Source organism: Paraburkholderia sp. 40, from assembly GCF_050434105.1.
GTDB classification, from domain to species: domain Bacteria; phylum Pseudomonadota; class Gammaproteobacteria; order Burkholderiales; family Burkholderiaceae; genus Paraburkholderia; species Paraburkholderia tuberum.
The window spans coordinates 544,854-563,968 of record NZ_JBNPVY010000004.1; the positions used below are offsets into that span (position 1 = coordinate 544,854).

At 64.8% G+C, this 19,115-nt stretch carries 19 protein-coding genes; 11 read left to right on the forward strand and 8 right to left on the reverse strand.

The features are described 5' to 3' along the window. The first annotated feature begins 45 nt into the window (after positions 1-45). A complete protein-coding gene (locus OKW28_RS24250) occupies positions 46-468 on the forward strand; it encodes a hypothetical protein (RefSeq protein ID WP_429449545.1) in 423 nt (140 codons plus the stop codon). 90 nt (positions 469-558) lie between these two features. On the opposite strand, the gene OKW28_RS24255 is transcribed toward OKW28_RS24250, so the two are convergent. Both OKW28_RS24255 and nodI read right to left on the reverse strand, forming a co-directional pair. After that, on the reverse strand, positions 559-1,386 hold the full coding sequence (locus tag OKW28_RS24255) for an ABC transporter permease (RefSeq protein WP_184043958.1): 828 nt from the start codon (positions 1,384-1,386) through the stop codon (positions 559-561). Between the two features lie 19 nt (positions 1,387-1,405). After that, positions 1,406-2,320, reverse strand: coding sequence for a nodulation factor ABC transporter ATP-binding protein NodI (gene nodI, locus OKW28_RS24260; RefSeq protein WP_429449547.1), 915 nt, complete (start codon positions 2,318-2,320; stop codon positions 1,406-1,408). A 421-nt stretch (positions 2,321-2,741) separates the two neighbouring features. Between nodI and OKW28_RS24265 the strand changes: the two genes are divergently transcribed. Further along, positions 2,742-3,209: a universal stress protein gene (locus OKW28_RS24265; RefSeq protein WP_429449549.1), complete on the forward strand. Its 468-nt coding sequence runs from the start codon at positions 2,742-2,744 to the stop codon at positions 3,207-3,209. Between the two features lie 118 nt (positions 3,210-3,327). Here the strand turns inward: OKW28_RS24265 and OKW28_RS24270 are convergent, their stop codons facing one another. From OKW28_RS24270 to lexA, 3 genes are all read right to left on the reverse strand, one after another. After that, complete coding sequence (locus tag OKW28_RS24270; protein ID WP_429449551.1) at positions 3,328-3,945, reverse strand: DUF2939 domain-containing protein; 618 nt, start codon at positions 3,943-3,945, stop codon at positions 3,328-3,330. Between the two features lie 119 nt (positions 3,946-4,064). Next, on the reverse strand, positions 4,065-4,409 hold the full coding sequence (locus OKW28_RS24275) for a hypothetical protein (protein ID WP_018418189.1): 345 nt from the start codon (positions 4,407-4,409) through the stop codon (positions 4,065-4,067). 102 nt (positions 4,410-4,511) lie between these two features. After that, the gene (gene lexA / locus OKW28_RS24280) at positions 4,512-5,162 is read right to left on the reverse strand and encodes a transcriptional repressor LexA (RefSeq protein ID WP_429449553.1); all 651 of its coding nucleotides are present in this window, start codon (positions 5,160-5,162) and stop codon (positions 4,512-4,514) included. Positions 5,163-5,472: 310 nt separating this feature from the next. Here lexA and OKW28_RS24285 point away from each other — a divergent pair, with 310 nt between their 5' ends. The 6 genes from OKW28_RS24285 to OKW28_RS24310 all read left to right on the forward strand — a co-directional run bounded on the left by OKW28_RS24285 (position 5,473) and on the right by OKW28_RS24310 (position 11,909). Next, complete coding sequence (locus tag OKW28_RS24285) at positions 5,473-6,519, forward strand: sulfate ABC transporter substrate-binding protein (protein ID WP_429449555.1); 1,047 nt, start codon at positions 5,473-5,475, stop codon at positions 6,517-6,519. A 160-nt stretch (positions 6,520-6,679) separates the two neighbouring features. Continuing rightward, positions 6,680-7,576 (forward strand): sulfate ABC transporter permease subunit CysT, encoded by an 897-nt coding sequence (gene cysT / locus OKW28_RS24290; protein ID WP_429449557.1) that lies wholly within the window; start codon positions 6,680-6,682, stop codon positions 7,574-7,576. Next, positions 7,573-8,580: a sulfate ABC transporter permease subunit CysW gene (cysW, locus tag OKW28_RS24295; RefSeq protein ID WP_429449559.1), complete on the forward strand. Its 1,008-nt coding sequence runs from the start codon at positions 7,573-7,575 to the stop codon at positions 8,578-8,580. Before cysT ends, cysW begins: the two co-directional genes overlap by 4 nt. Beyond that, on the forward strand, positions 8,581-9,639 hold the full coding sequence (locus tag OKW28_RS24300; RefSeq protein ID WP_429449561.1) for a sulfate/molybdate ABC transporter ATP-binding protein: 1,059 nt from the start codon (positions 8,581-8,583) through the stop codon (positions 9,637-9,639). 118 nt (positions 9,640-9,757) lie between these two features. Continuing rightward, entirely contained in the window at positions 9,758-10,684 is a 927-nt protein-coding gene (locus OKW28_RS24305; RefSeq protein WP_429449564.1) for a CysB family HTH-type transcriptional regulator, read from the forward strand. 178 nt (positions 10,685-10,862) lie between these two features. Further along, on the forward strand, positions 10,863-11,909 hold the full coding sequence (locus OKW28_RS24310; RefSeq protein ID WP_429449566.1) for an asparaginase: 1,047 nt from the start codon (positions 10,863-10,865) through the stop codon (positions 11,907-11,909). Positions 11,910-12,168: 259 nt separating this feature from the next. Here the strand turns inward: OKW28_RS24310 and OKW28_RS24315 are convergent, their stop codons facing one another. The 3 genes from OKW28_RS24315 to gcl all read right to left on the reverse strand — a co-directional run bounded on the left by OKW28_RS24315 (position 12,169) and on the right by gcl (position 15,867). Further along, positions 12,169-13,080 (reverse strand): 2-hydroxy-3-oxopropionate reductase, encoded by a 912-nt coding sequence (locus tag OKW28_RS24315; RefSeq protein WP_429449568.1) that lies wholly within the window; start codon positions 13,078-13,080, stop codon positions 12,169-12,171. Between the two features lie 72 nt (positions 13,081-13,152). Further along, a complete protein-coding gene (gene hyi / locus OKW28_RS24320) occupies positions 13,153-13,962 on the reverse strand; it encodes a hydroxypyruvate isomerase (RefSeq protein WP_429449570.1) in 810 nt (269 codons plus the stop codon). Positions 13,963-14,091: 129 nt separating this feature from the next. Next, on the reverse strand, positions 14,092-15,867 hold the full coding sequence (gene gcl, locus OKW28_RS24325) for a glyoxylate carboligase (RefSeq protein WP_429449572.1): 1,776 nt from the start codon (positions 15,865-15,867) through the stop codon (positions 14,092-14,094). Between the two features lie 172 nt (positions 15,868-16,039). On the opposite strand from gcl, the gene OKW28_RS24330 reads away from it, so the two are divergent. The 3 genes from OKW28_RS24330 (at position 16,040) to OKW28_RS24340 (ending at position 19,008) form a co-directional block, all read left to right on the forward strand. Beyond that, positions 16,040-16,954: a substrate binding domain-containing protein gene (locus OKW28_RS24330; RefSeq protein WP_184043936.1), complete on the forward strand. Its 915-nt coding sequence runs from the start codon at positions 16,040-16,042 to the stop codon at positions 16,952-16,954. 175 nt (positions 16,955-17,129) lie between these two features. Next, entirely contained in the window at positions 17,130-18,002 is an 873-nt protein-coding gene (locus OKW28_RS24335) for an RNA polymerase sigma factor (protein WP_429449574.1), read from the forward strand. Next, positions 17,992-19,008, forward strand: a complete 1,017-nt coding sequence (locus OKW28_RS24340; protein ID WP_429449576.1) for an anti-sigma factor family protein — start codon at positions 17,992-17,994, stop codon at positions 19,006-19,008. Before OKW28_RS24335 ends, OKW28_RS24340 begins: the two co-directional genes overlap by 11 nt. Positions 19,009-19,115 lie beyond the last annotated feature (107 nt).

Sequence of the window (19,115 nt, forward strand, 5' to 3'; positions counted from 1 at the left end):
CCGATGGCGCGTTGCCCACAACAGAGCGATAGGACCAAAACAGCCATGGCGCAACAGAAAACCAATCCAAAACTCGAGCAGGCTCTCACACGCGGTGATCTCGCGATCCGTCAGGCGAACTCGGCGCGAGCGACCGCGTTGTTGCGTGCGCTCGCCAAGATGATCGTCGATGCGTCGGCCACCATCGGAGTGGAAGCCTTCACGCTGATTCACGACGGCGACAAGATCTACGATCCCGCCGATGGTCTATGGCCACAGGCGCTGCTGATTTCGCTCGACGGTCCCGTCGAGGACGCCGATCCCGACGAATTGCGCACGGTGCGGCTGATCGCGGATGATCCGGCCACCGTGTTCCGGGTGGAGTGGCAGCGCGCAGATGGCAAGATCGGGCGTCACGACGGCGGCCCGTTCGCGACGGTCGCGTTCATCTCCGACGTCGACATTCCGTGGAGCGATGACGAAGAATGAGCGCGCAACGATAGCAAACACGCCGTGCGACGACCGACGCGGCGTCGTCTTGCGCGGGTGCAGGCGCAACGCGCCGCCCGCACGTTCGGCTTACTTCATCATGCGACGCCGAAACAGGATCGCCGACACGATGAAGCCGCCGACTGCATAAGCGGCCAGCACGCTCACATGCAGCGCCGCGTGCTCCATCGGCCGACCGAGCATCGCCGGGCGCATCAGATCGACCGCATTGGCGAGCGGCAGCGCGGCAGTCACCGCTTGTGCGGCGCCGGGCAGTTGCGAGATCGGAAAGAACACGCCGGAGAGCAGCAGCATCGGCGTGAGCACGAGCGTCTGATAGAACATGAAAAAGTCATATGACGGCGCGAGCGCCGTCACGATCATCGCGAGGCTCGCGAACGCGAGACCGGCCAGCACGATGACCGGCAGCGCGAGCAGCATCGACGGAAAACTCGCATAGCCGAGCGCGCCCGCCACCAGCATGATCGCCACACCCGACAACACCGATTTGCTGGCGGCCCACACCACCTCGCCGAGCACGATATCGCCGAGCGTGAGCGGCGTATGCATGATCGCTTCCCACGTGCGCTGCACGTGCATGCGCGAAAAGCCCGAATACATCGACTCGAAGCTCGCCGACATCATCACGCTCGACGCCACCGTGCCCGCCGCGAGGAACGAGATATACGACACGCCGTCGACGTGCCCGACCATCAGCCCGAGCCCGAGGCCGAGACCGAACAGATAGATCATCGGATCGGCGAGGTTGCCGAACATCGACGCGATCGCGAGCTTTTTCCACACCAGGTAGTTGCGGCGCCACACCGCGATCCAGTTCGTGGCGTTGGCGGGGAAGGCGCCGAACGGCTCTTGCGCCGATGGCGTGCCGTCGTGGGTTTCGTAAGTACGTGCGTCCATCAAGTGTCTCGCTATGGGTTCAGTCCTGCATTTCGCGACCGGTGAGCCGCAGAAACACATCCTCGAGATTCGCCGGCCGATGCAGATAGCGCAAATCGGCGCGCTGCTTGAGGCGCATATGCACGGGCTGCGCGTCGTTCACATAACAGAACAGTGTCTCGCCGCTGATCTCGGTGCGCTCGGCGAGCGGCGCGAGTTCGTCGCGCAACGCAAACGGATCGGGGCCGTAGATCTCGATCACGTCGCAGCCGATTTCGGACTCGATCAACTCGCGCGGCGCGCCTTCGGCGATCTTGCGGCCTTCCTCGATCACGCACAGTCGATGACAGAGCCGTTCGGCTTCTTCCATGAAGTGCGTGGTCAGCAGGATGGTCTTGCCGCGCGCGAGCAGCGAGCGCAGCCGCTCCCAGATCAGATGGCGCGCTTGCGGATCGAGACCGGTGGTCGGCTCGTCCATGATCAGCACGTCGGGATCGTTGATCAGCGCACGCGCGAGCGTGAGGCGCCGCTTCATGCCGCCCGACAGTTCGCTCACGCGCGCGTCCGCCTTGTTCTCGAGGCGAGCGAATTCGAGCAGACCCGGCACCACCGCGCGACACTGCGCGGCGCTCAGACCGAAGTAGCGACCGAATACGAGCAGATTTTCGCGCACCGTGAAATCGGGATCGAGGTTGTCGAACTGCGGCACCACGCCGACGCGCGAGCGTGCGAGGCGCGCGCGGCCCGGGATCGGCTCGTCGCACAGCCGGATCGCGCCGGCGTCGGGCGCCGCAATGCCGAGCAGCATGCGCAACGTCGTGGTCTTACCGGCGCCGTTGGGGCCGAGTAGCCCGAAGCATTCGCCGGTGTTCACATGAAACGACAATCCGTCGACGACCGTTTTTTCGCCGTAGCTTTTCCTGACCTGATGGAACTCGATGGGGACGGTGGGCATGGCTCGAGCAAGGCTCCGGAAAAAGACACAACGTACGCGCAAGACACACAACATACCTGCGATGCACGCATTGCGCACGCGAAGCCGCTTACTCCAGGTATCGGATCGCTGATGCGAGCGGGTGTCCGGGAACGCGTCATGCGTGGGGTGCGATGCGCTCGTCGGTGTCGCTTGGCGCCGCTGATTGGCGGTGGCACGACTGGCGCGTCAACCGGCCCGCAGTGTGTCGACGCAGCGTTCGCAAACGAAGTTTTGCATTGCGGCATCCGTGTGCAAACGCTGCGTCGGGTCGCCCAACGCTTGTGCAGACTGGATCGGCATGCACCGAGTATGTACTTAGCGTTTTCCATCCCTTGCAAGCCGAATTGCGGCGCACCATGATTGATTCAGACCGCGCTTTCCGCGCGAATGGAGAAAGCAGATGGCGAGCTACCAGAAAATCCTGTTGTGCTACGACGGCTCGCGCGAAGGCCGCAAAGCCCTGCGTTGCGGTGCCGATCTGGCGTTGGAACTGAAGGCGGAAACGCATCTGCTGTCGGTCGTCGACATGCGTTCGAGCATCGCGCAGAGCGCGGGCCTGTTGACGGACGTCGCCTGCGGCAGCTTCGAAAAAACTGCCCGCGAGATTCTGCAGGAGGGCGTGAACTGGCTGACCGAGCGAGGCGTGAGCGCGGAAGGGCATTTCGCATTCGGTCATCCGATCGACGAGATCGCCAATCTTGCCAACGAGTTGCAGGTCGACCTTGTGGTGGTGGGTCATCGCTGCCGGACTGGTTTGTCGCGATGGTGGATGGGGGCGGGCAACACGCCGCTGCTCGACCGCGTGTCGTGCAGCATTCTGGTGGCGTGCTCGTCCGCGCAGGAGCAGCAGCAGGCGGCTGCGGCGTAATGGGCTAGTGAGGGACGCGAAGCCGCGCGCCCCGTCATCTAGCCCAGATGTGTATAGACCCTGTCGCGTGGCCGGCCCCGATGGCCAGCTACGCATCCCATCCGGCCAGGCTCCGACCTCACTCGTTCAGATTGATCGCCGCGAGCTTCCACGTGACCAGACCTTCGCGACGAAAGATTGCCGAATAATTCGCGTTACCTTCGCCACGCCGGTACGTGATGACAAACTCGTTGAGACTGCGATAGCCCGCCGTGCTTTGACGCCCGGGCGGCGGTGCGCTTGCCTGCGTGGTGGTGTCGCCCGCGGCTGGCGTGGCCGGCGCTTCGCCGCCCGCGGTTGGCGGCGCGGACGGTTGCTCGCCCGGCGTGCCACGCGGCGGCATGCCGTTCAGCAGCGCCGCGACGCCGTCGGGTGTCGCATAGGCATCGACGAGCGGGCCGATCAGCGTCACGCCGATCACCGCGCCGATCGTGGCCATCTTGTTGCCGGCATCCGCCTCAAGCCGGCGTGTCAGCATGGCGCCCACCTGTTGCTTCAGGCTATCGCGTAGCGCGGGAAAGTCCACATACTGATTGACGGTTTGCACGTCACGCGCATCGGCGGCGCGTTTGAGATTGTTCACCGCGAGATACGGTGACGCATAAATAAAGCCCAGCGCGGCAATCACGATCACCACGATCAGCGTGATCAGCAGCGGCCGGGTGGCGCTGCCCTGTGTGCGTTTCCGAATTGTCATCGAATGGGACTCCACGTCAGTGATGATCTAACGTCGACCACGGCGAGGTCGAAACGATCCCATCCCGCGCGAATCTCTGAACATCCGAGGTGCTTGTTGCATGCGTACTCAGGATTCGCTCACGCTTCGAACACCGCGCCGTGCACGTTGGCTTCGTCGGCTATGCAACGATCGATCATACGGCATACGGCGTCGACCGTGCCGACCATGATCAGTCGCGACGGTCCATGATAGACCCGCACCGGCGCGCGACGCGCGGGCTCGGCGATGTTCAGCGCCGAATTCAGCGACACGCGCGCGAACGCCGGCAACGACGACGGCAGACCGGAAGCTTCGGCAGTCGCGTCGAACAGCGAGGGCGTGCGCGCAGCGGGCGCCTCGATTAGCGCGCAGGGCGTGAGCTTGCGCAGATGGCGCAGACGGCCGAACTGGCGAAAGGGCAACAGGCGGGCAAGGCGTTCCATGAGTCTCTCCAGGCGATGCGGCGTAGATGCGGGCGTAGATGCGGGCGTAAATGCGGCTTGGGTTGGACAAACCGGCGCAAGCGTTCCGGCGACAGCGAAAGATCAGAACTCGCTGGGGCGGATCAGCCCGACCGCGATCCCTTCGAGCGCGAAATCGGCGCTGCCGATTTCCACGAAGATGTTGTCGTAATCGGGGTTTTCGGCGATCAGTTCGATGCCGTTCGGCCGGCGCTTCAGACGCTTGACCGTCACGTCATCGCCAAGCCGCGCAATGATGATCTGGCCGTCCTTCGCTTCGGTGCGCTTTTGCACCGCGAGCAGGTCGCCGTCGAGAATGCCCGCGTCGCGCATCGACAGGCCGCGCACCTTCAGCAGGTAGTCGGGCTTGCTCGAGAACAGCGCCGGGTCACACGCGTAGTGCTGCGAGATATGTTCCTGCGCGAGGATCGGGCTACCCGCCGCGACCCGGCCAATCAGCGGCAACGACAACTGCATCAGGCCCGCATGCGGCAGGGTGAACTGATACGGCGCGTCCTCCTGCCCGGACAGCAGGCGGATGCCGCGCGACGCGCCGGCCGCGAGTTCGATCACGCCCTTGCGCGCCAGCGCGCGCAGATGCTCTTCCGCGGAATTGGCCGAGCTGAACCCGAGTTCGGCGGCAATTTCCGCGCGAGTGGGCGGAAAGCCGGTGCGTTCGATCGCGCGGCGGATCAGATCGAAAACCTGCTGCTGTCGTGCGGTGAGTTTTGTCATAGCCACTGTATGTATGAACAGGTGACTGTATTTTTATACAGTATTCGGCGCATTTCAAGCTTTACTTTAAGTTCGGCGCAAGGGTCGCGCTGGGACGTCGTTTATCGGCGACACGACGGCGTTTTCGGCGTCCCAACAGCCGGAGCATCTGTCGTTACCACTTTTGAGTATTAAAAAATGAAGAAACATTATTTTTAATGATGAAGGCGCTTCGATAGACTGGCCTCCGGTTGGCGCTCATGTGCACGTGACCGCGACGCAGAACAACACCAGACGCTCATCAGCGGACATCACGCGGAGAAAAATTGAAATGAACCATCGGCATACGGGGCTTGCGGCTCGAACCAGAAGACTGATCGCGGCGCTCGCCGTCGGCGCGGCGGGGGCGCTCGGCATATTGGGCGCAAGCGGCGTCGCGCACGCCGACACCTCGCTGTTGAACGTGTCCTACGATCCGACGCGCGAACTGTATCAGGACATCAATCAGGCATTCGGCAAGGAATGGAAGGCCAGGACCGGCGAAGCCGTCACCTTCAGGCAGTCGCACGGCGGCTCGGGCGCTCAGGCTCGCTCGGTGCTCGACGGACTGCAGGCCGACGTCGTGACGCTCGCGCTCGCCTATGACATCGACGCGATCGCGAACAAGGGGCTCGTCGACAAGAACTGGCAAAAGCGTCTGCCGGACAACGCATCGCCGTACACGTCGACGATCGTGTTTCTGGTGCGCAAGGGCAACCCGAAGCACATCAAGGATTGGGACGATCTGGTGAAACCGGGCGTGTCGATCGTGACGCCGAATCCGAAGACCTCGGGCGGCGCGCGCTGGAATTATCTGGCCGCGTGGGCGTACGCCGAGCATCAACCGGGCGGCAACGACCAGAAGGCCAGGGAGTTCGTCGGCAAGCTGTACAGGAACGCCGGCGTGCTCGATTCGGGTGCGCGCGGCGCGACCACGAGCTTCGTGCAGCGCGGTATCGGCGACGTGCTGATCGCGTGGGAAAACGAGGCGTTCCTGTCGCTGAAGGAGTTTGGTCCGGACAAGTTCGAGATCGTGGTGCCGTCGGTGAGCATTCTGGCCGAGCCGCCGGTCGCGCTGGTCGACAAGGTCGTCGACAAACACGGCACGCGCAAGCTGGCCGAGGCATATCTGAACTTCCTGTATAGCGAGCAAGGTCAGGAGATCGCCGCGCGCAATTTCTATCGTCCGCGTTCCAGCAAGGTGCCCGCCGATCTGACCGCGAAGTTTCCGAAGCTGAAGCTGTACACGATCGACGATTCGTTCGGCGGTTGGACCAACGCGCAGAAGACCCATTTCGCGGACGGCGGCGTGTTCGATTCGATTTATCAGCCGCAGTAAGAACCACCGCCTGAATCACAGCCAGGGGAAAGAGGGCGCGCCCAATGGGCGCGCTTTCGGCTAACCGGGGTCCGGTGGCCAGCAGTGCGGCAGTACCGCAGTACGGCAGCACGGCAAAACGAACAACCGCGCGAGCATCAACCATGAACGAGTATCCAGCATGACCACGTTGACCTTCCGCAAGCCGAGCGCATTGCCCGGTTTTGGCCTGACACTCGGCATCACGGTGGCTTATCTGAGCCTCGTGGTGCTGATTCCATTGGCGGCGACCTTTCTGAAAACCGCGACGCTCGACTGGGATCAGTTCGTACGCGCGGTCACGTCGCCGCGTGTGCTCGCGTCGTATCGGCTGACGTTTTTCTCGGCGCTAGGCGGCGCGTTGATCAACGCGGTGTTCGGCTTTCTCGTCGCGTGGGTGCTGGTGCGTTACACGTTTCCGTTCAAGCGTATCGTCGATGCGGTCGTCGATCTGCCATTCGCGTTGCCCACCTCGGTGGCGGGCATTTCGCTCGCGGCCGTGTATGCGGGCAACGGCTGGATCGGCCAGTTCCTCGCGCCGCTCGGCATCAAGATCGCGTTCACGCCGGCGGGCGTGCTGGTCGCGCTGACGTTCATCGGCCTGCCGTTCGTCGTGCGCACCGTGCAACCGGTGCTCGAGGAGTTCGAGCGCGAGCAGGAGGAGGCGGCCGCGTGTCTAGGCGCGTCGCGCTGGCTCACGTTTCGCCGCGTCGTGCTGCCGGCCGTGCTCCCGGCGCTGCTGACCGGCTTCGCGCTCGCCTTTGCGCGCGCGCTCGGCGAATACGGCTCGGTGATCTTCATCGCCGGCAATGTGCCGATGAAGTCCGAGATCACGTCGCTCCTGATCATCACGAAGCTCGAGCAATACGACTATGCGGGCGCGACGGCGCTCGCGGTCGTGATGCTGGTCGTGTCGTTCCTGATGCTGCTGTTGATCAACACGCTGCAGTGGTATCTGCAGCGGCGCACGAGCCGCGGCAATACGGGATCGGCGCCAGTGGCCACGAGCGTCGCCGCTATCGGTGGAGGTGTGCAATGAGCCGCGTTCCGACCAACCCGGCGAGCGTGGCGCGTCGCCCCGATCCGGTCAGCGAGCCGGCAGTCGTGCGCTGGCTGCTGATCGGCCTCGCACTGCTGTTTCTCGCGCTGTTTCTGGTCGTGCCGCTCGCCGCGGTGTTCTACCAGGCGCTGAACAAGGGGCTGCGTTTTTACTTCGAAGCGCTCGCCGATCCGGATGCGCTGTCGGCGATCAAACTGACGCTGCTCACCGCGGCGATCGCGGTGCCGCTGAACCTCGTGTTCGGCCTTGCGGCGTCGTGGTGTATCGCGAAGTTCGAATTCCGTGGCAAGGCGCTGCTGACCACGTTGATCGATCTGCCGTTTTCGGTGTCGCCGGTGATCTCCGGTCTGATCTACGTGCTGATGTTCGGCGCGCAGGGCTGGTTCGGCCCGTGGCTCGAAGATCACAACGTGCAGATCATCTTCGCGGTGCCGGGCATCGTGCTCGCGACGATCTTCGTCACGTTCCCGTTCGTCGCGCGCGAGCTGATTCCGCTGATGCAGGCGCAGGGCAACGACGAGGAAGAAGCCGCGCACGTGCTCGGCGCATCGGGCTGGCAGACGTTCCGTCGCGTCACGCTGCCGAACGTCAAGTGGGGTCTGCTGTACGGCGTGATTCTGTGCAATGCGCGCGCAATGGGCGAGTTCGGCGCGGTGTCGGTCGTGTCGGGCCATATTCGCGGGCAGACCGACACGATGCCGCTGCACGTCGAAATCCTCTACAACGAGTACAACTTCTCGGCCGCGTTCGCCGTGGCCTCGCTGCTCGCGCTGCTGGCGCTGGTTACGCTGGGGCTCAAGCTGTTGGCCGAGCGTCATATGTCGACGGAACTGTCGGCGGCGCGCGAAGCGCCTGCGTACGCGGGGCCCGTGTCGCCGTCCGGCGCTTCGCAGGCCAATAGCGCGCAGTCCGCTTCTCATTTGTTTTTCGTCAACGCCACGCCTGCGTCGCAGCGACATCCGCTCAAGCAAGGAGAGCTGTAAATGGGTATCACCGTTCGTAACCTGCAAAAGCGCTTCGGCGATTTCGTCGCGCTCGACAACGTGTCGCTCGACTTTCCGCCGGGCGAACTCGTCGCGCTGCTCGGGCCGTCCGGTTGCGGCAAGACGACGTTGCTGCGTGTGATCGCCGGCCTCGAATACGCGGACGGCGGCCAGGTCGAGCTGCAAGGCCAGGATGTCGCGGCGGTCGGCGCGCGTGAGCGCGAGGTGGGTTTCGTGTTCCAGCACTACGCGCTGTTCCGTCATATGACGGTGTTCGAAAACGTCGCGTTCGGGCTGCGCGTGAAGCCGCGCAAGGAACGTCCGTCCGAGAAGGTGATTCGTGAGAAGGTGCATGAGTTGCTGAAGCTCGTGCAGCTCGACTGGCTCGCGCAGCGCTATCCGTCGGAGCTGTCCGGAGGCCAGCGCCAGCGCATCGCGCTCGCACGTGCGTTGGCCGTGGAGCCAAAGGTGCTGTTGCTCGACGAGCCGTTCGGCGCGCTCGACGCGAAGGTGCGCAAGGAACTGCGCAGCTGGTTGCGTCGCCTGCACGACGATCTGCATATTTCGACGATCTTCGTCACGCACGATCAGGAAGAAGCGCTCGAAGTGGCGGACCGCATCGTCGTGCTCGATCGCGGGCATGTCGAGCAGGTCGGCAGCCCACAGGAGGTGTACGACCATCCCCAGACGCCGTTCGTCTACGAGTTTCTCGGCGCGGCGAACCGCCTGCACGGCAGCGTCGATGCGCAAGGCTTCGTCGTCGATGGCGCGGCGCTGCCGGTCGCGATCGCGGCGGGTTTTAGGGGCCCGGCGTTCGCCTATGTGCGGCCGCACGATCTGCAGTTGTATCCGCAGGCGGCGGGGCATCGCGAGGGCATTGTCGTCGACGTGCGGCGCGTGGTGACGCTCGGCGGTTCGGTGCGCGTCGAGCTCTCGGGTCGCGAGGGCAATCTGCTCGAAGCCGAACTCGATCGCGAAACGTGGCGTGATCTGCAACTCGCGGTCGGCGACGGCGTGACCGCGGTGCCGCGCGCGCTGCGGGTGTTTCCGGCGCAGTGAGGTGGCGGCGCCGCTGTGCGGCACTGAGGACAGGAGAGAACGTATCAGCCGTACCGCGTGGATCGCCTGACATTTGCGGCTCCAATAACTCAACTCTGGCAGAACCGGAGACACAACGATGAATTTCCAGCAATTGCGCTTCGTGCGCGAAGCCGTGCGGCAGAACATGAACCTGACCGAAGTGGCGAACGTGCTCTACACGTCGCAGTCGGGCGTATCGAAGCAGATCAAGGATCTCGAGGACGAACTCGGGGTCGACATCTTCATCCGCCGCGGCAAGCGTCTGACCGGGCTCACCGAACCAGGCAAGGCCGTGCATCAGTTGATCGAGCGGATGCTGCTCGACGCGGAGAATCTGCGCCGCGTTGCGCGTCAGTACGCGGATCAGGACAGCGGCCACCTCGTCGTCGCGACCACCCACACGCAGGCACGCTACGCATTGCCGAAGGTGGTTCGGCAGTTCACGTCGGTGTTCCCGAAAGTGCATCTGGCGCTGCGCCAGGGCAGCCCGCAGCAGATCGCGCAGATGATCATCAACGGCGAGGCGGATATCGGCATCTCGACCGAGGCGCTCGACCGTTTTCCCGACATCGTCACGTTCCCGTGCTATTCGTGGCATCACGTCGTGGTGGTGCCGAAGGATCATCCGCTCGTCGACCGAGCGAATCTGACGCTCGACGAGATCGCCGAATTTCCGATCGTCACCTACGACCAGGACTTCACCGGCCGCTCGCATATCGATCAGGCGTTCGCGAAAGCGGGTGCGTTGCCCGACGTCGTGCTGACCGCGATCGACGCCGACGTGATCAAGACCTACGTCGAACTCGGCATGGGCATCGGCGTGGTCGCGGCAATGGCCTACGACCCGAAGCGCGACAGCGAACTCGTCGCGCTCGACACGCAGCATCTGTTCGAGGCGAGCACGACGCGCGTTGGCTTGCGCAAGGGCGCGTTCCTGCGCGCGTACGCCTATCGGTTGATCGAGATGTTCGCGCCGCAGTTGAGCGAGGCAGACATCGCGGCGCAGTTGCGCGAGGCGGCTTAGAGCCGCGAGCAGCTTAGGGTGGGACTTGCACCCGTCGTCAATACTTGTGGTGATGAGTGCAATTGGGCACCGCATGAGATTTAAGCCCGCTCGCGCGTTGCGCACGCTCGCGCAAGCCGAACCCGCGTCCGGTCTTCCACGCATGGCGACGCGAAGCGCATCGCTTACAATCGCCGCCATGAATACCTCGACTTCTCCCTCTCTCCCGATTCCCCCCGGCCATAGCACCGCGTCGACGCTGCCGCGCATCGCAGTGCTCGCGACCGGCGGCACGATCGCCGGCGCGGCCCCGGATGCGGCCAATACGTCGGGCTATCAGGCGGGCGTCGTCGGCGTCGATCAGCTGCTCGCGGCGGTGCCGGCTTTGTCTACGGTCGCGCGGATCGCGCCCGAGCAGATCGCCAGCGTCGACAGCAAGGACATGTCGCTGCCGCTTTGGACCACACTCGCGCAACGCGTCAACGCGCTGCTCGCGACGGACGACGTCGACGGCCTGGTGGTCACGCACGGTACCGATACGCTCGAGGAAACCGCCTATCTGCTGCATCTGACCGTCAAGTCGGACAAGCCGGTCGTGTTGACCGCGGCGATGCGTCCAGCGTCGGCGCTGTCCGCCGACGGTCCGCTGAACCTGCTAAACGCGGTGACGGTCGCCGCGCACGCGGCGGCACGCGGGCAGGGCGTGCTGGTCGCGTTTAACAACCGGATTCATAGCGCGCGCGACGTTGTGAAAACGAGCACGTATGCGGTCGATGCGTTCCAGTCGCCCGAAATCGGCGCGCTCGGCTGGGTGCAGGATGGCCGCGTCGAATTCCAGCGCGGCGTGGTGCGCGCGCATACGGTCGCGAGCGAATTCGCGATCGATGCGGCGTGGCCGCAGGTGGAGATCGTCACGAGCTATGCGGGCGTGTCGCGGATCGCCATCGATGCGCTGGTCGCCGCGGATGTGCGCGGCATCGTCGTGGCGGGGACGGGCAATGGCTCGATCCACCAGTCGTTGCAGCAGGCACTGGCGGATGCCGCGTTGCGCGGCGTGGCGGTGGTGCGCTCGTCGCGCGTGGGTTCGGGGCATGTGATGCGCAACGGCGCGGCGGCCGACGATGCGCTCGGTTTCGTCAGCGCGGGTTCGCTGAATCCGTACAAGGCGAGGGTGCTGCTGATGCTGGCGCTGGCCGCGGGCCACACTGCGCCGGCGGCGTTGCAGAAGGTGTTCGATACGTATTGATTGGCGAATCCGACAGCCGGACACCCGACGACGACGTCTGACCGACCAAGGCTTCCCCGTCACCGACGGGTGCCGCTGCGGACCCCACTTGCCGCTCTCAGCCCAGAGCGGCGCGATTTGCCCATTGCGCCGCGCCGGCAACCCAAGCTGCCGTGCAACGAACGGGCGCCCCACCTGTGTTCACCGTGACGTCGCCGATGCCGAAGCGGCAACCAGCGGAATCAACGGCGAGCTGAACTGAAGAGGAAACACGAAGACCTCAAGCCGCCTTCGCTTCCTCGCTGTCCGGCGCCTGCGCGACTTCATGATTCGCCATGATTTCGAGCGCGCGCACCATCGCCGAGTGATCCCACGCCTTGCCGCCGTTCGCGGCGCTGACGCTGAACAGTTGCTGCGCGCTCGCGGTATGCGGCAGCGCGATGCCGAGCTTACGCGCGCCATCGAGCGCGAGATTCAGGTCCTTCTGATGCAACTCGATCCGGAAACCCGGATTGAACGTGCGCTTCGTCATGCGCTCGCCATGCACTTCGAGAATCCGCGACGACGCGAAGCCGCCCATCAGCGCGCGCCGCACCCGCTCTGGATCAGCGCCCGAGCGCGACGCGAACAGCAGCGCTTCCGCGACCGCTTCGATGTTCAGCGCGACGATGATCTGGTTCGCGACCTTGCAGGTCTGACCCGCGCCGTTGTCGCCGATCAGCGAAATGTTCTTGCCCATCAGCTCGAACAACGGCTTGGCCAGCGCAAAGGCTTTCTCGGGACCGCCGACCATGATCGTCAGCGACGCATCCCGCGCGCCGATTTCGCCGCCGGACACCGGCGCATCGAGATAGTCGACGCCGAGCGCGTTGATCTTCTTCGCGAACGCCTGGGTGTCGAGCGGCGAGATCGAGCTCATGTCGATGACGAGCTTGCCTTTGGTGAGGCCGGCGGCGACGCCGTCGTCGGCGAACAGCACGTTGGCGACGTCCGGCGTGTCCGGCACCATGATGATGACGATGTCGGCGGCCTGCGCGACCGCGGTCGAACTGGCGACCACGCTCGTGCTCTTCGCGATGTCGTCCGGTACCGGATACGCGCCGTTCACGAACAGCGAGTGACCGCCCTTGATGAGGTTGCGCGCCATGTGCGCGCCCATGATGCCGAGTCCGATGAAGCCGATCTTTGCCATGTGTGTGAATCTCCAGGGTTATAGGGGGCGTGCGTTGAGGCTTCAGGGTTCCATCAGGAACCCCAAGGCGCCTCAAGCCGCCGCATGCGCCGCGCCACGCGCCTGACCTGCCACGCTTTGCACCCAGCCGAGGCCGGCATCGGTCGTCGTGCGCGGCTTGTATTCGCAACCGACGTAGCCGTCGTAGCCGAGCGAGTCGAGCAGCGCGAACAGATACGGATAGTTGATCTCGCCGGTGCCCGGTTCGTGCCGCCCGGGGTTGTCCGCGAGCTGGATATGCGAGATCTGCGCGAGGTTCTTTTCGATCGTCGCCGCGAGTTCGCCTTCCATCCGCTGCATGTGATAGATGTCGTATTGCAAGAACAGATTGTCCGAGCCGACCTCGCGAATCACGTCGAGTCCATCGCGCGAACGGTTCAGCGCGAAGCCCGGAATGTCGTACGAGTTGCATGGCTCGACGAGCAGCCGGATGCCGGTCTTCTTGAGTTCGCGCGCGGCAAAGCGCAGGTTGTCGACGATCGTTGCGCGGGCGGTATCGGCGTCGACGTTCGCGCCCGGAATGCCGACGAGGCAGTTCAGTTGCGGCACCTTCAACGCGCTTGCGTAGTCGATCGCGTGGCCCACGCCTTCCTGAAACTCGGCGACCCGATCGGGCAGGCACGCGATGCCGCGTTCGCCGGCTTCCCAGTTGCCGGCCGGCAGGTTGTGCAGCACCAGCTTGAGGCGGTTCTGTTGCAGACGTGCGCTCAATTCGGCGATCGAATACGGATAGGGAAACAGGAATTCGACGGCATGAAAGCCGGCGTTGGCCGCCGCCGCGAAACGGTCGAGGAACGGCACTTCGTTGAACAGCATCGTCAGGTTCGCTGCGAATTTCGGCATGGTGCTTTTGTCTCTCAGGTCGGTCAGGGAGTGGCACGCTGGTCGTGATGAGGCGAGGGCGCAGAGCATGAACTCGGCCCTCGCGCATCGAGCGCGCTGAATGCTGCGAATACCGTGAAGACGCAACGCTCAATCGAGCAGGCTGATTGCCGTCGGCGCGTCCTCGCGCTTTTCCGCGAGTTCCTCGAACTCGTTGATCGCATCGATCTCGGTGCCCATCGAGATGTTGGTCACGCGCTCGAGAATCACTTCGACGATCACCGGCACGTTGAACTCGGCGAGCATCGACTGCGCTTTTTGCAGCGCCGGCTTCAGCTCTTCCGGCTTGAACACGCGAATCGCCTTGCAGCCGAGACCTTCGGCGACCGCGACGTGATCGACGCCATAGCCGTTCGTCTCCGGCGAGTTGATGTTCTCGAAGCCGAGCTGCACGCAGTAGTCCATCTCGAACGCGCGCTGTGCCTGGCGGATCAACCCGAGGTACGAGTTGTTCACGACGACGTGCACATACGGCAGCTTGAATTGCGCGCCGGCCGCGAGCTCCTCGATCATGAACTGGAAGTCGTAGTCGCCGGACAGCGCGACGATCGGCCGTTGCGGATCGGCCGCGCGCACGCCGAGCGCCGCCGGAATCGTCCAGCCGAGCGGGCCGGCCTGACCGCAGTTGATCCAGTTGCGCGCCTTGTACACGTGCAGGAATTGCGCGGCGGCGATCTGCGATAAACCGATCGTGCTCACGTAGCAGGTATCGCGGCCGAACACCTGGTTCATCTCTTCGTAGACGCGCTGCGGCTTCATCGGCACGTTGTCGAAGTGCGTCTTGCGCAGCATCGTGCGCTTGCGCTGCTGGCAATCGGCGACCCACGCGCCGCGATCCTTCAGCTTGCCCGCGGCCTTCCATTCGCTGGCGATTTCGACGAACAGTTCGAGCGCGGCCTTCGCGTCCGACACGATGCCGAGATCCGGGCCGAACACGCGGCCGATCTGCGTCGGTTCGATATCGACGTGCACGAACTTGCGGCCCTTGGTATAGACATCGACGCTGCCGGTGTGACGGTTCGCCCAGCGGTTGCCGATGCCGAGCACGAAGTCGGACGCGAGCATCGTCGCGTTGCCGTAGCGGTGCGAGGTTTGCAGACCGACCATGCCGGCCATCAGCGGATGGTCGTCGGCAATCGCGCCCCACGACATCAGCGTCGGGATCACCGGCACGCCGACCGTTTCGGCGAACTTCACGAGCAGGTCCTCGGCCACGGCGTTCAGTACGCCGCCGCCCGACACGATCAGCGGCTTGTCGGCATCGTTGAGCAGCGTGAGCGCGGCTTCGATCTGCTTGCGGGTGGCCTTCGGCTTGTAGACCGGCAGCGGTTCGTAGGTGTCGATGTCGAATTCGATTTCGGCGAGCTGCACGTCGATCGGCAGATCGACCAGCACCGGACCCGGGCGGCCCGAGCGCATCAGGTGGAACGCCTGCTGGAACACACGCGGCACCAGCGCCGGCTCGCGCACGGTCACCGCCCACTTGGTGACGGGCTTCGCGATCGATTCGATATCGACGGCCTGGAAGTCTTCCTTGTACAGGCGCGCGCGCGGCGCCTGGCCTGTGATAGCCAGAATAGGAATCGAGTCGGCCTGCGCGGAGTACAAACCGGTGATCATGTCGGTGCCGGCGGGGCCCGACGTGCCGATGCACACGCCGATGTTGCCCGGCTGGGCGCGCGTATAGCCCTCGGCCATGTGCGACGCACCCTCCACATGGCGCGCGAGCACGTGACTGATGCCGCCGGCTTTGCGCATCGCCGAGTAGAACGGGTTGATCGCGGCGCCGGGCACGCCGAACGCGGTATCGATGCCTTCTTTTTCGAGCACCAGAACGGCGGCGTCGACGGCTCTCATTTTGGCCATGAATGTCTCCTCAAGGTCGGGAATTACGTCGGTTGAGGGACACTGTAGGCCTGCGCCGAAGGTTTGATAAGATCAGTCCGGGTCGCTTATTCCGGAACAAAAAGTATGGAATGACGTGAAGCCCGGCGCACGGCCGGCATCAGCCCCGGCAAGAGACAGGTGGGAGACGAACATGGACCGCTTCAAACAGATCGAAACCTTCGTGCGGGTCGCCGATGCGGGCAGTCTCGCGGCGGCGGCGCTGGAGGAAGGGGTGTCGCCGGTGATTCTCGGGCGGCGCATCGATGCGCTCGAGAAGCGCCTCGGCGTGAAGCTGATGTATCGCACGACACGGCGGCTCGTCGTCAGCGAGGACGGCGCCGCGTTTCTCGAACGCTGCCGCGGGCTTCTCAGCGAATGGGATCAGGCGGAAAACGAACTGAGCGCGGGGCGCCGCGCGGTGAACGGCCATCTGATCGTGTCGGCGCCCGCGGCGTTCGGGCGTAAGCACGTCGCGCCGCTCGCGCCTGCATTTCTGCGCGACAAACCCGAGTTGCAGATGTCGTTCAATCTGACCGACCGGGTCGTCGATCTGGTGCGCGAGGGCTACGATCTGTCGATCCGCATCGGCGGCGCGGTCGATCCGAACTTCGTCGCGGTGAAGCTCGCGTCGAACCGGCGCGTGGTATGCGGTACGCCCGACTATTTTCGCCGTCACGGCAAGCCGAAGACGCTCGAGGATCTGCCGGCCCACAACTGTCTCGCGTTCAATCTGCAAGGCGGGCAAAACCGCGGCTGGTATTTCCGCCGCAACGGCAAGCTCGCGACGGTGAGGGTGGGCGGCTCGCTCGACTGCAACGATGGCGAACTGCTCCATCGCTGGGTTTCGGAGGGGCTCGGACTCGGCTGGCGTTCGACGTGGGAAATCCAGCGGCAGCTCGCGCGCGGCGAGCTCGAAACCGTGCTCGACGAATATGCGCTGCCCGATTACGACATTCTTGCGGTCTATCCGCAGCAGCGCTTCGTGCCGGCGCGCGTGCGCTATTTCATCGACTATCTGAAAGACGTGTACGCGAGCGACGACTACTGGAACCGGCCATCGTACTAGCTGGCGAGCGGGGCGCGCAGGCGATCGCGATCTTTCTTGCGAATGCTCGCCTGAGTCGGGAATAAACTTGGTCTATGGCCAGTTCTGCTGTGAAAGACACGTCAGGAACGACACCACGCGGGACGCGCGACAGCGACCCGCACGACGCAGCCGCCATGCCCTTGGAGGGGCCCACGTGGTCCAGACCGATTCAGACGCCGATGCCGATGCAGCGAAAAGCCGCCGCTTCCAGCAGCTGGCGTTGCCGCATCTCGACGCCGCGTACAACCTCGCGCGCTGGCTGTGCGGCAATCCGAACGATGCCGAGGACGTCGTGCAGGAAGCATTCATGCGCGCGTTCCGCTTCTTCGATACGTTTCGCGGCGACTCCGCGCGGCCGTGGCTGCTCGCGATCGTGCGCCGCACCTGGTACACGGAATGGCGCCGGCGCGCGCCGTCGCACGACATGCTCGAGTTCGACGAAACGATGGACGACGCGACCCTCGACGGCTGGAGCGCGGGCGGCGACGATCCGCAGACGCTGCTGATCCGCGACGAGGATGCACGCCAGGTACACGACGCGTTGGCGCGTTTGCCGGTCGAGTATCGCGAGGTGCTGATCTTGCGCGAGTTCGAGGAGATGGGATATCGGGAGATCGCGGTGGTGGCCGATGTGCCGATCGGTACGGTGATGTCGCGGCTCGCGCGTGGGCGGCGCAAGCTGGCGGAGGTGTTGATGGCGCAGCAGCGAGGCGGGGGGGAGTCGGTTGGCGGGGGGCGCAAAGGCGGGCAGGGTGACCGGCGCGGGTCGACTGAAGCGCCGCTGGAGCAGCGGGCGCAGTCCGGGCGAGTCGTGCAGTCGGCGGCAGTCGCGCCCTCGGGGTCGTCCACGCCCTGCGCGCCGTCCGACCGGCCACCGCGAAGTTCCGGCGACGGCCGCGCGGCATCATCGGCGGTCGTGCCCGCCACCGCAACAGTGACGCAACTCCGGGCGTTTGCCGACGGCCGGCCCCTCAACATTCCCGGCGCTGCCGCCGACCCCGCTCAGGAGACGCCGGATGGACTGTAACGAAGCTCGGCCGCTCCTCGATGCGAATGCCGATCACGAACTGCCGGCGCCCGATGCGCGCCGGGTCCAGCAGCATATCGAGAGCTGCGACGACTGCCGGCGCGCGAGCGACAACCTGCGCGCGCTGAGCGGCGCGCTGCGCGCGGCGCCGTATCATCGGGCGCCGCAGTCGTTGCGGGCGCGGATCGTGGCGGGCTTGCCCGGCGCGGTCGAGGGAGGAACTGCGGTGTTGGCCACGACGGCGGCGCCTGAAGATGCGGAGGAGGAGTCTACCGGCAGCGCTAGCGCCGGGATGACCGACATGGCGACGTACGAACCTCAGCGTCAGCGGCGTTGGGCGCGGCGGCCCGCGTGGCTCGACCGGTGGCTCAGCGGCTTCAGCGGTCCGGGTCGCTCGGGCGATTCACGCGGCCGGCTAATCGGCTTCAACGGACCGCATGCCGCCGGCGGCGGCAACCGCGTGGTCGCGCGCGGCGGTCTCGCGGTGCTCGTGATCGCGCTGTGTGTGGCCACCGCTGTCCTGACGCTGACGCTGCGCCGTCCCGCCGAATTCACGCCATTCACCGACGAACTCATCGAAAGCCATGTGCGCGCGCAGGTTTCCGGCCGCGACATCGACGTAATTTCGACCGACCGTCACACGGTCAAGCCATGGTTCAACGGTCGGCTCGACTATTCGCCGCCGGTCGAGGACCTCGCGGCGGCCGGCTTCGCGCTGGAGGGGGGCCGGCTCGACTACGTCGCGCACCAGCGGGTCGCGGTGCTCGTGTACCGCTACGGCAAGCACGTGATCGACGTGTATGTGTTTCCGCAGTCCACAACGCGTGGCACCGACGGCGCGACGCCGGCATCGCTCGCCCACGACGGCTATTCGATCGCGCACTGGGACGCGGCGGGCATGACCTGGTGGGCGATCTCGGACGCCGCACCCGATGCGCTCAAGGGACTCGAAGCGGCGCTCAGAGCGCGTTTGCAGAGCGGCAGCCAGCGCACGGAAGCGGGTTGAGGGCAAGAACGGCCCGACTTCCGCGACCCCCACCCTAAGCTCTTGAAAATACATCCGATTCCGCCGCCGAATCGGCGGAATTCCTTGCAACCCGTCCCCATTCGGGT

What these genes read in the sequence shown, in the direction of transcription:
- cysW (WP_429449559.1), top strand. Translation starts at nt 7,573, where the DNA reads ATGAGCCGCGTTCCGACCAACCCGGCGAGCGTGGCGCGTCGCCCCGAT.
- OKW28_RS24330 (WP_184043936.1), top strand. Translation starts at nt 16,040, where the DNA reads ATGGACCGCTTCAAACAGATCGAAACCTTCGTGCGGGTCGCCGATGCG.
- OKW28_RS24250 (WP_429449545.1), top strand. Translation starts at nt 46, where the DNA reads ATGGCGCAACAGAAAACCAATCCAAAACTCGAGCAGGCTCTCACACGC.
- OKW28_RS24300 (WP_429449561.1), top strand. Translation starts at nt 8,581, where the DNA reads ATGGGTATCACCGTTCGTAACCTGCAAAAGCGCTTCGGCGATTTCGTC.
- OKW28_RS24270 (WP_429449551.1), bottom strand. Translation starts at nt 3,945, where the DNA reads ATGACAATTCGGAAACGCACACAGGGCAGCGCCACCCGGCCGCTGCTG.
- OKW28_RS24340 (WP_429449576.1), top strand. Translation starts at nt 17,992, where the DNA reads ATGGACTGTAACGAAGCTCGGCCGCTCCTCGATGCGAATGCCGATCAC.
- OKW28_RS24255 (WP_184043958.1), bottom strand. Translation starts at nt 1,386, where the DNA reads ATGGACGCACGTACTTACGAAACCCACGACGGCACGCCATCGGCGCAA.
- nodI (WP_429449547.1), bottom strand. Translation starts at nt 2,320, where the DNA reads ATGCCCACCGTCCCCATCGAGTTCCATCAGGTCAGGAAAAGCTACGGC.
- cysT (WP_429449557.1), top strand. Translation starts at nt 6,680, where the DNA reads ATGACCACGTTGACCTTCCGCAAGCCGAGCGCATTGCCCGGTTTTGGC.
- OKW28_RS24310 (WP_429449566.1), top strand. Translation starts at nt 10,863, where the DNA reads ATGAATACCTCGACTTCTCCCTCTCTCCCGATTCCCCCCGGCCATAGC.
- OKW28_RS24275 (WP_018418189.1), bottom strand. Translation starts at nt 4,409, where the DNA reads ATGGAACGCCTTGCCCGCCTGTTGCCCTTTCGCCAGTTCGGCCGTCTG.
- lexA (WP_429449553.1), bottom strand. Translation starts at nt 5,162, where the DNA reads ATGACAAAACTCACCGCACGACAGCAGCAGGTTTTCGATCTGATCCGC.
- gcl (WP_429449572.1), bottom strand. Translation starts at nt 15,867, where the DNA reads ATGGCCAAAATGAGAGCCGTCGACGCCGCCGTTCTGGTGCTCGAAAAA.
- OKW28_RS24305 (WP_429449564.1), top strand. Translation starts at nt 9,758, where the DNA reads ATGAATTTCCAGCAATTGCGCTTCGTGCGCGAAGCCGTGCGGCAGAAC.
- OKW28_RS24285 (WP_429449555.1), top strand. Translation starts at nt 5,473, where the DNA reads ATGAACCATCGGCATACGGGGCTTGCGGCTCGAACCAGAAGACTGATC.
- OKW28_RS24265 (WP_429449549.1), top strand. Translation starts at nt 2,742, where the DNA reads ATGGCGAGCTACCAGAAAATCCTGTTGTGCTACGACGGCTCGCGCGAA.
- hyi (WP_429449570.1), bottom strand. Translation starts at nt 13,962, where the DNA reads ATGCCGAAATTCGCAGCGAACCTGACGATGCTGTTCAACGAAGTGCCG.
- OKW28_RS24315 (WP_429449568.1), bottom strand. Translation starts at nt 13,080, where the DNA reads ATGGCAAAGATCGGCTTCATCGGACTCGGCATCATGGGCGCGCACATG.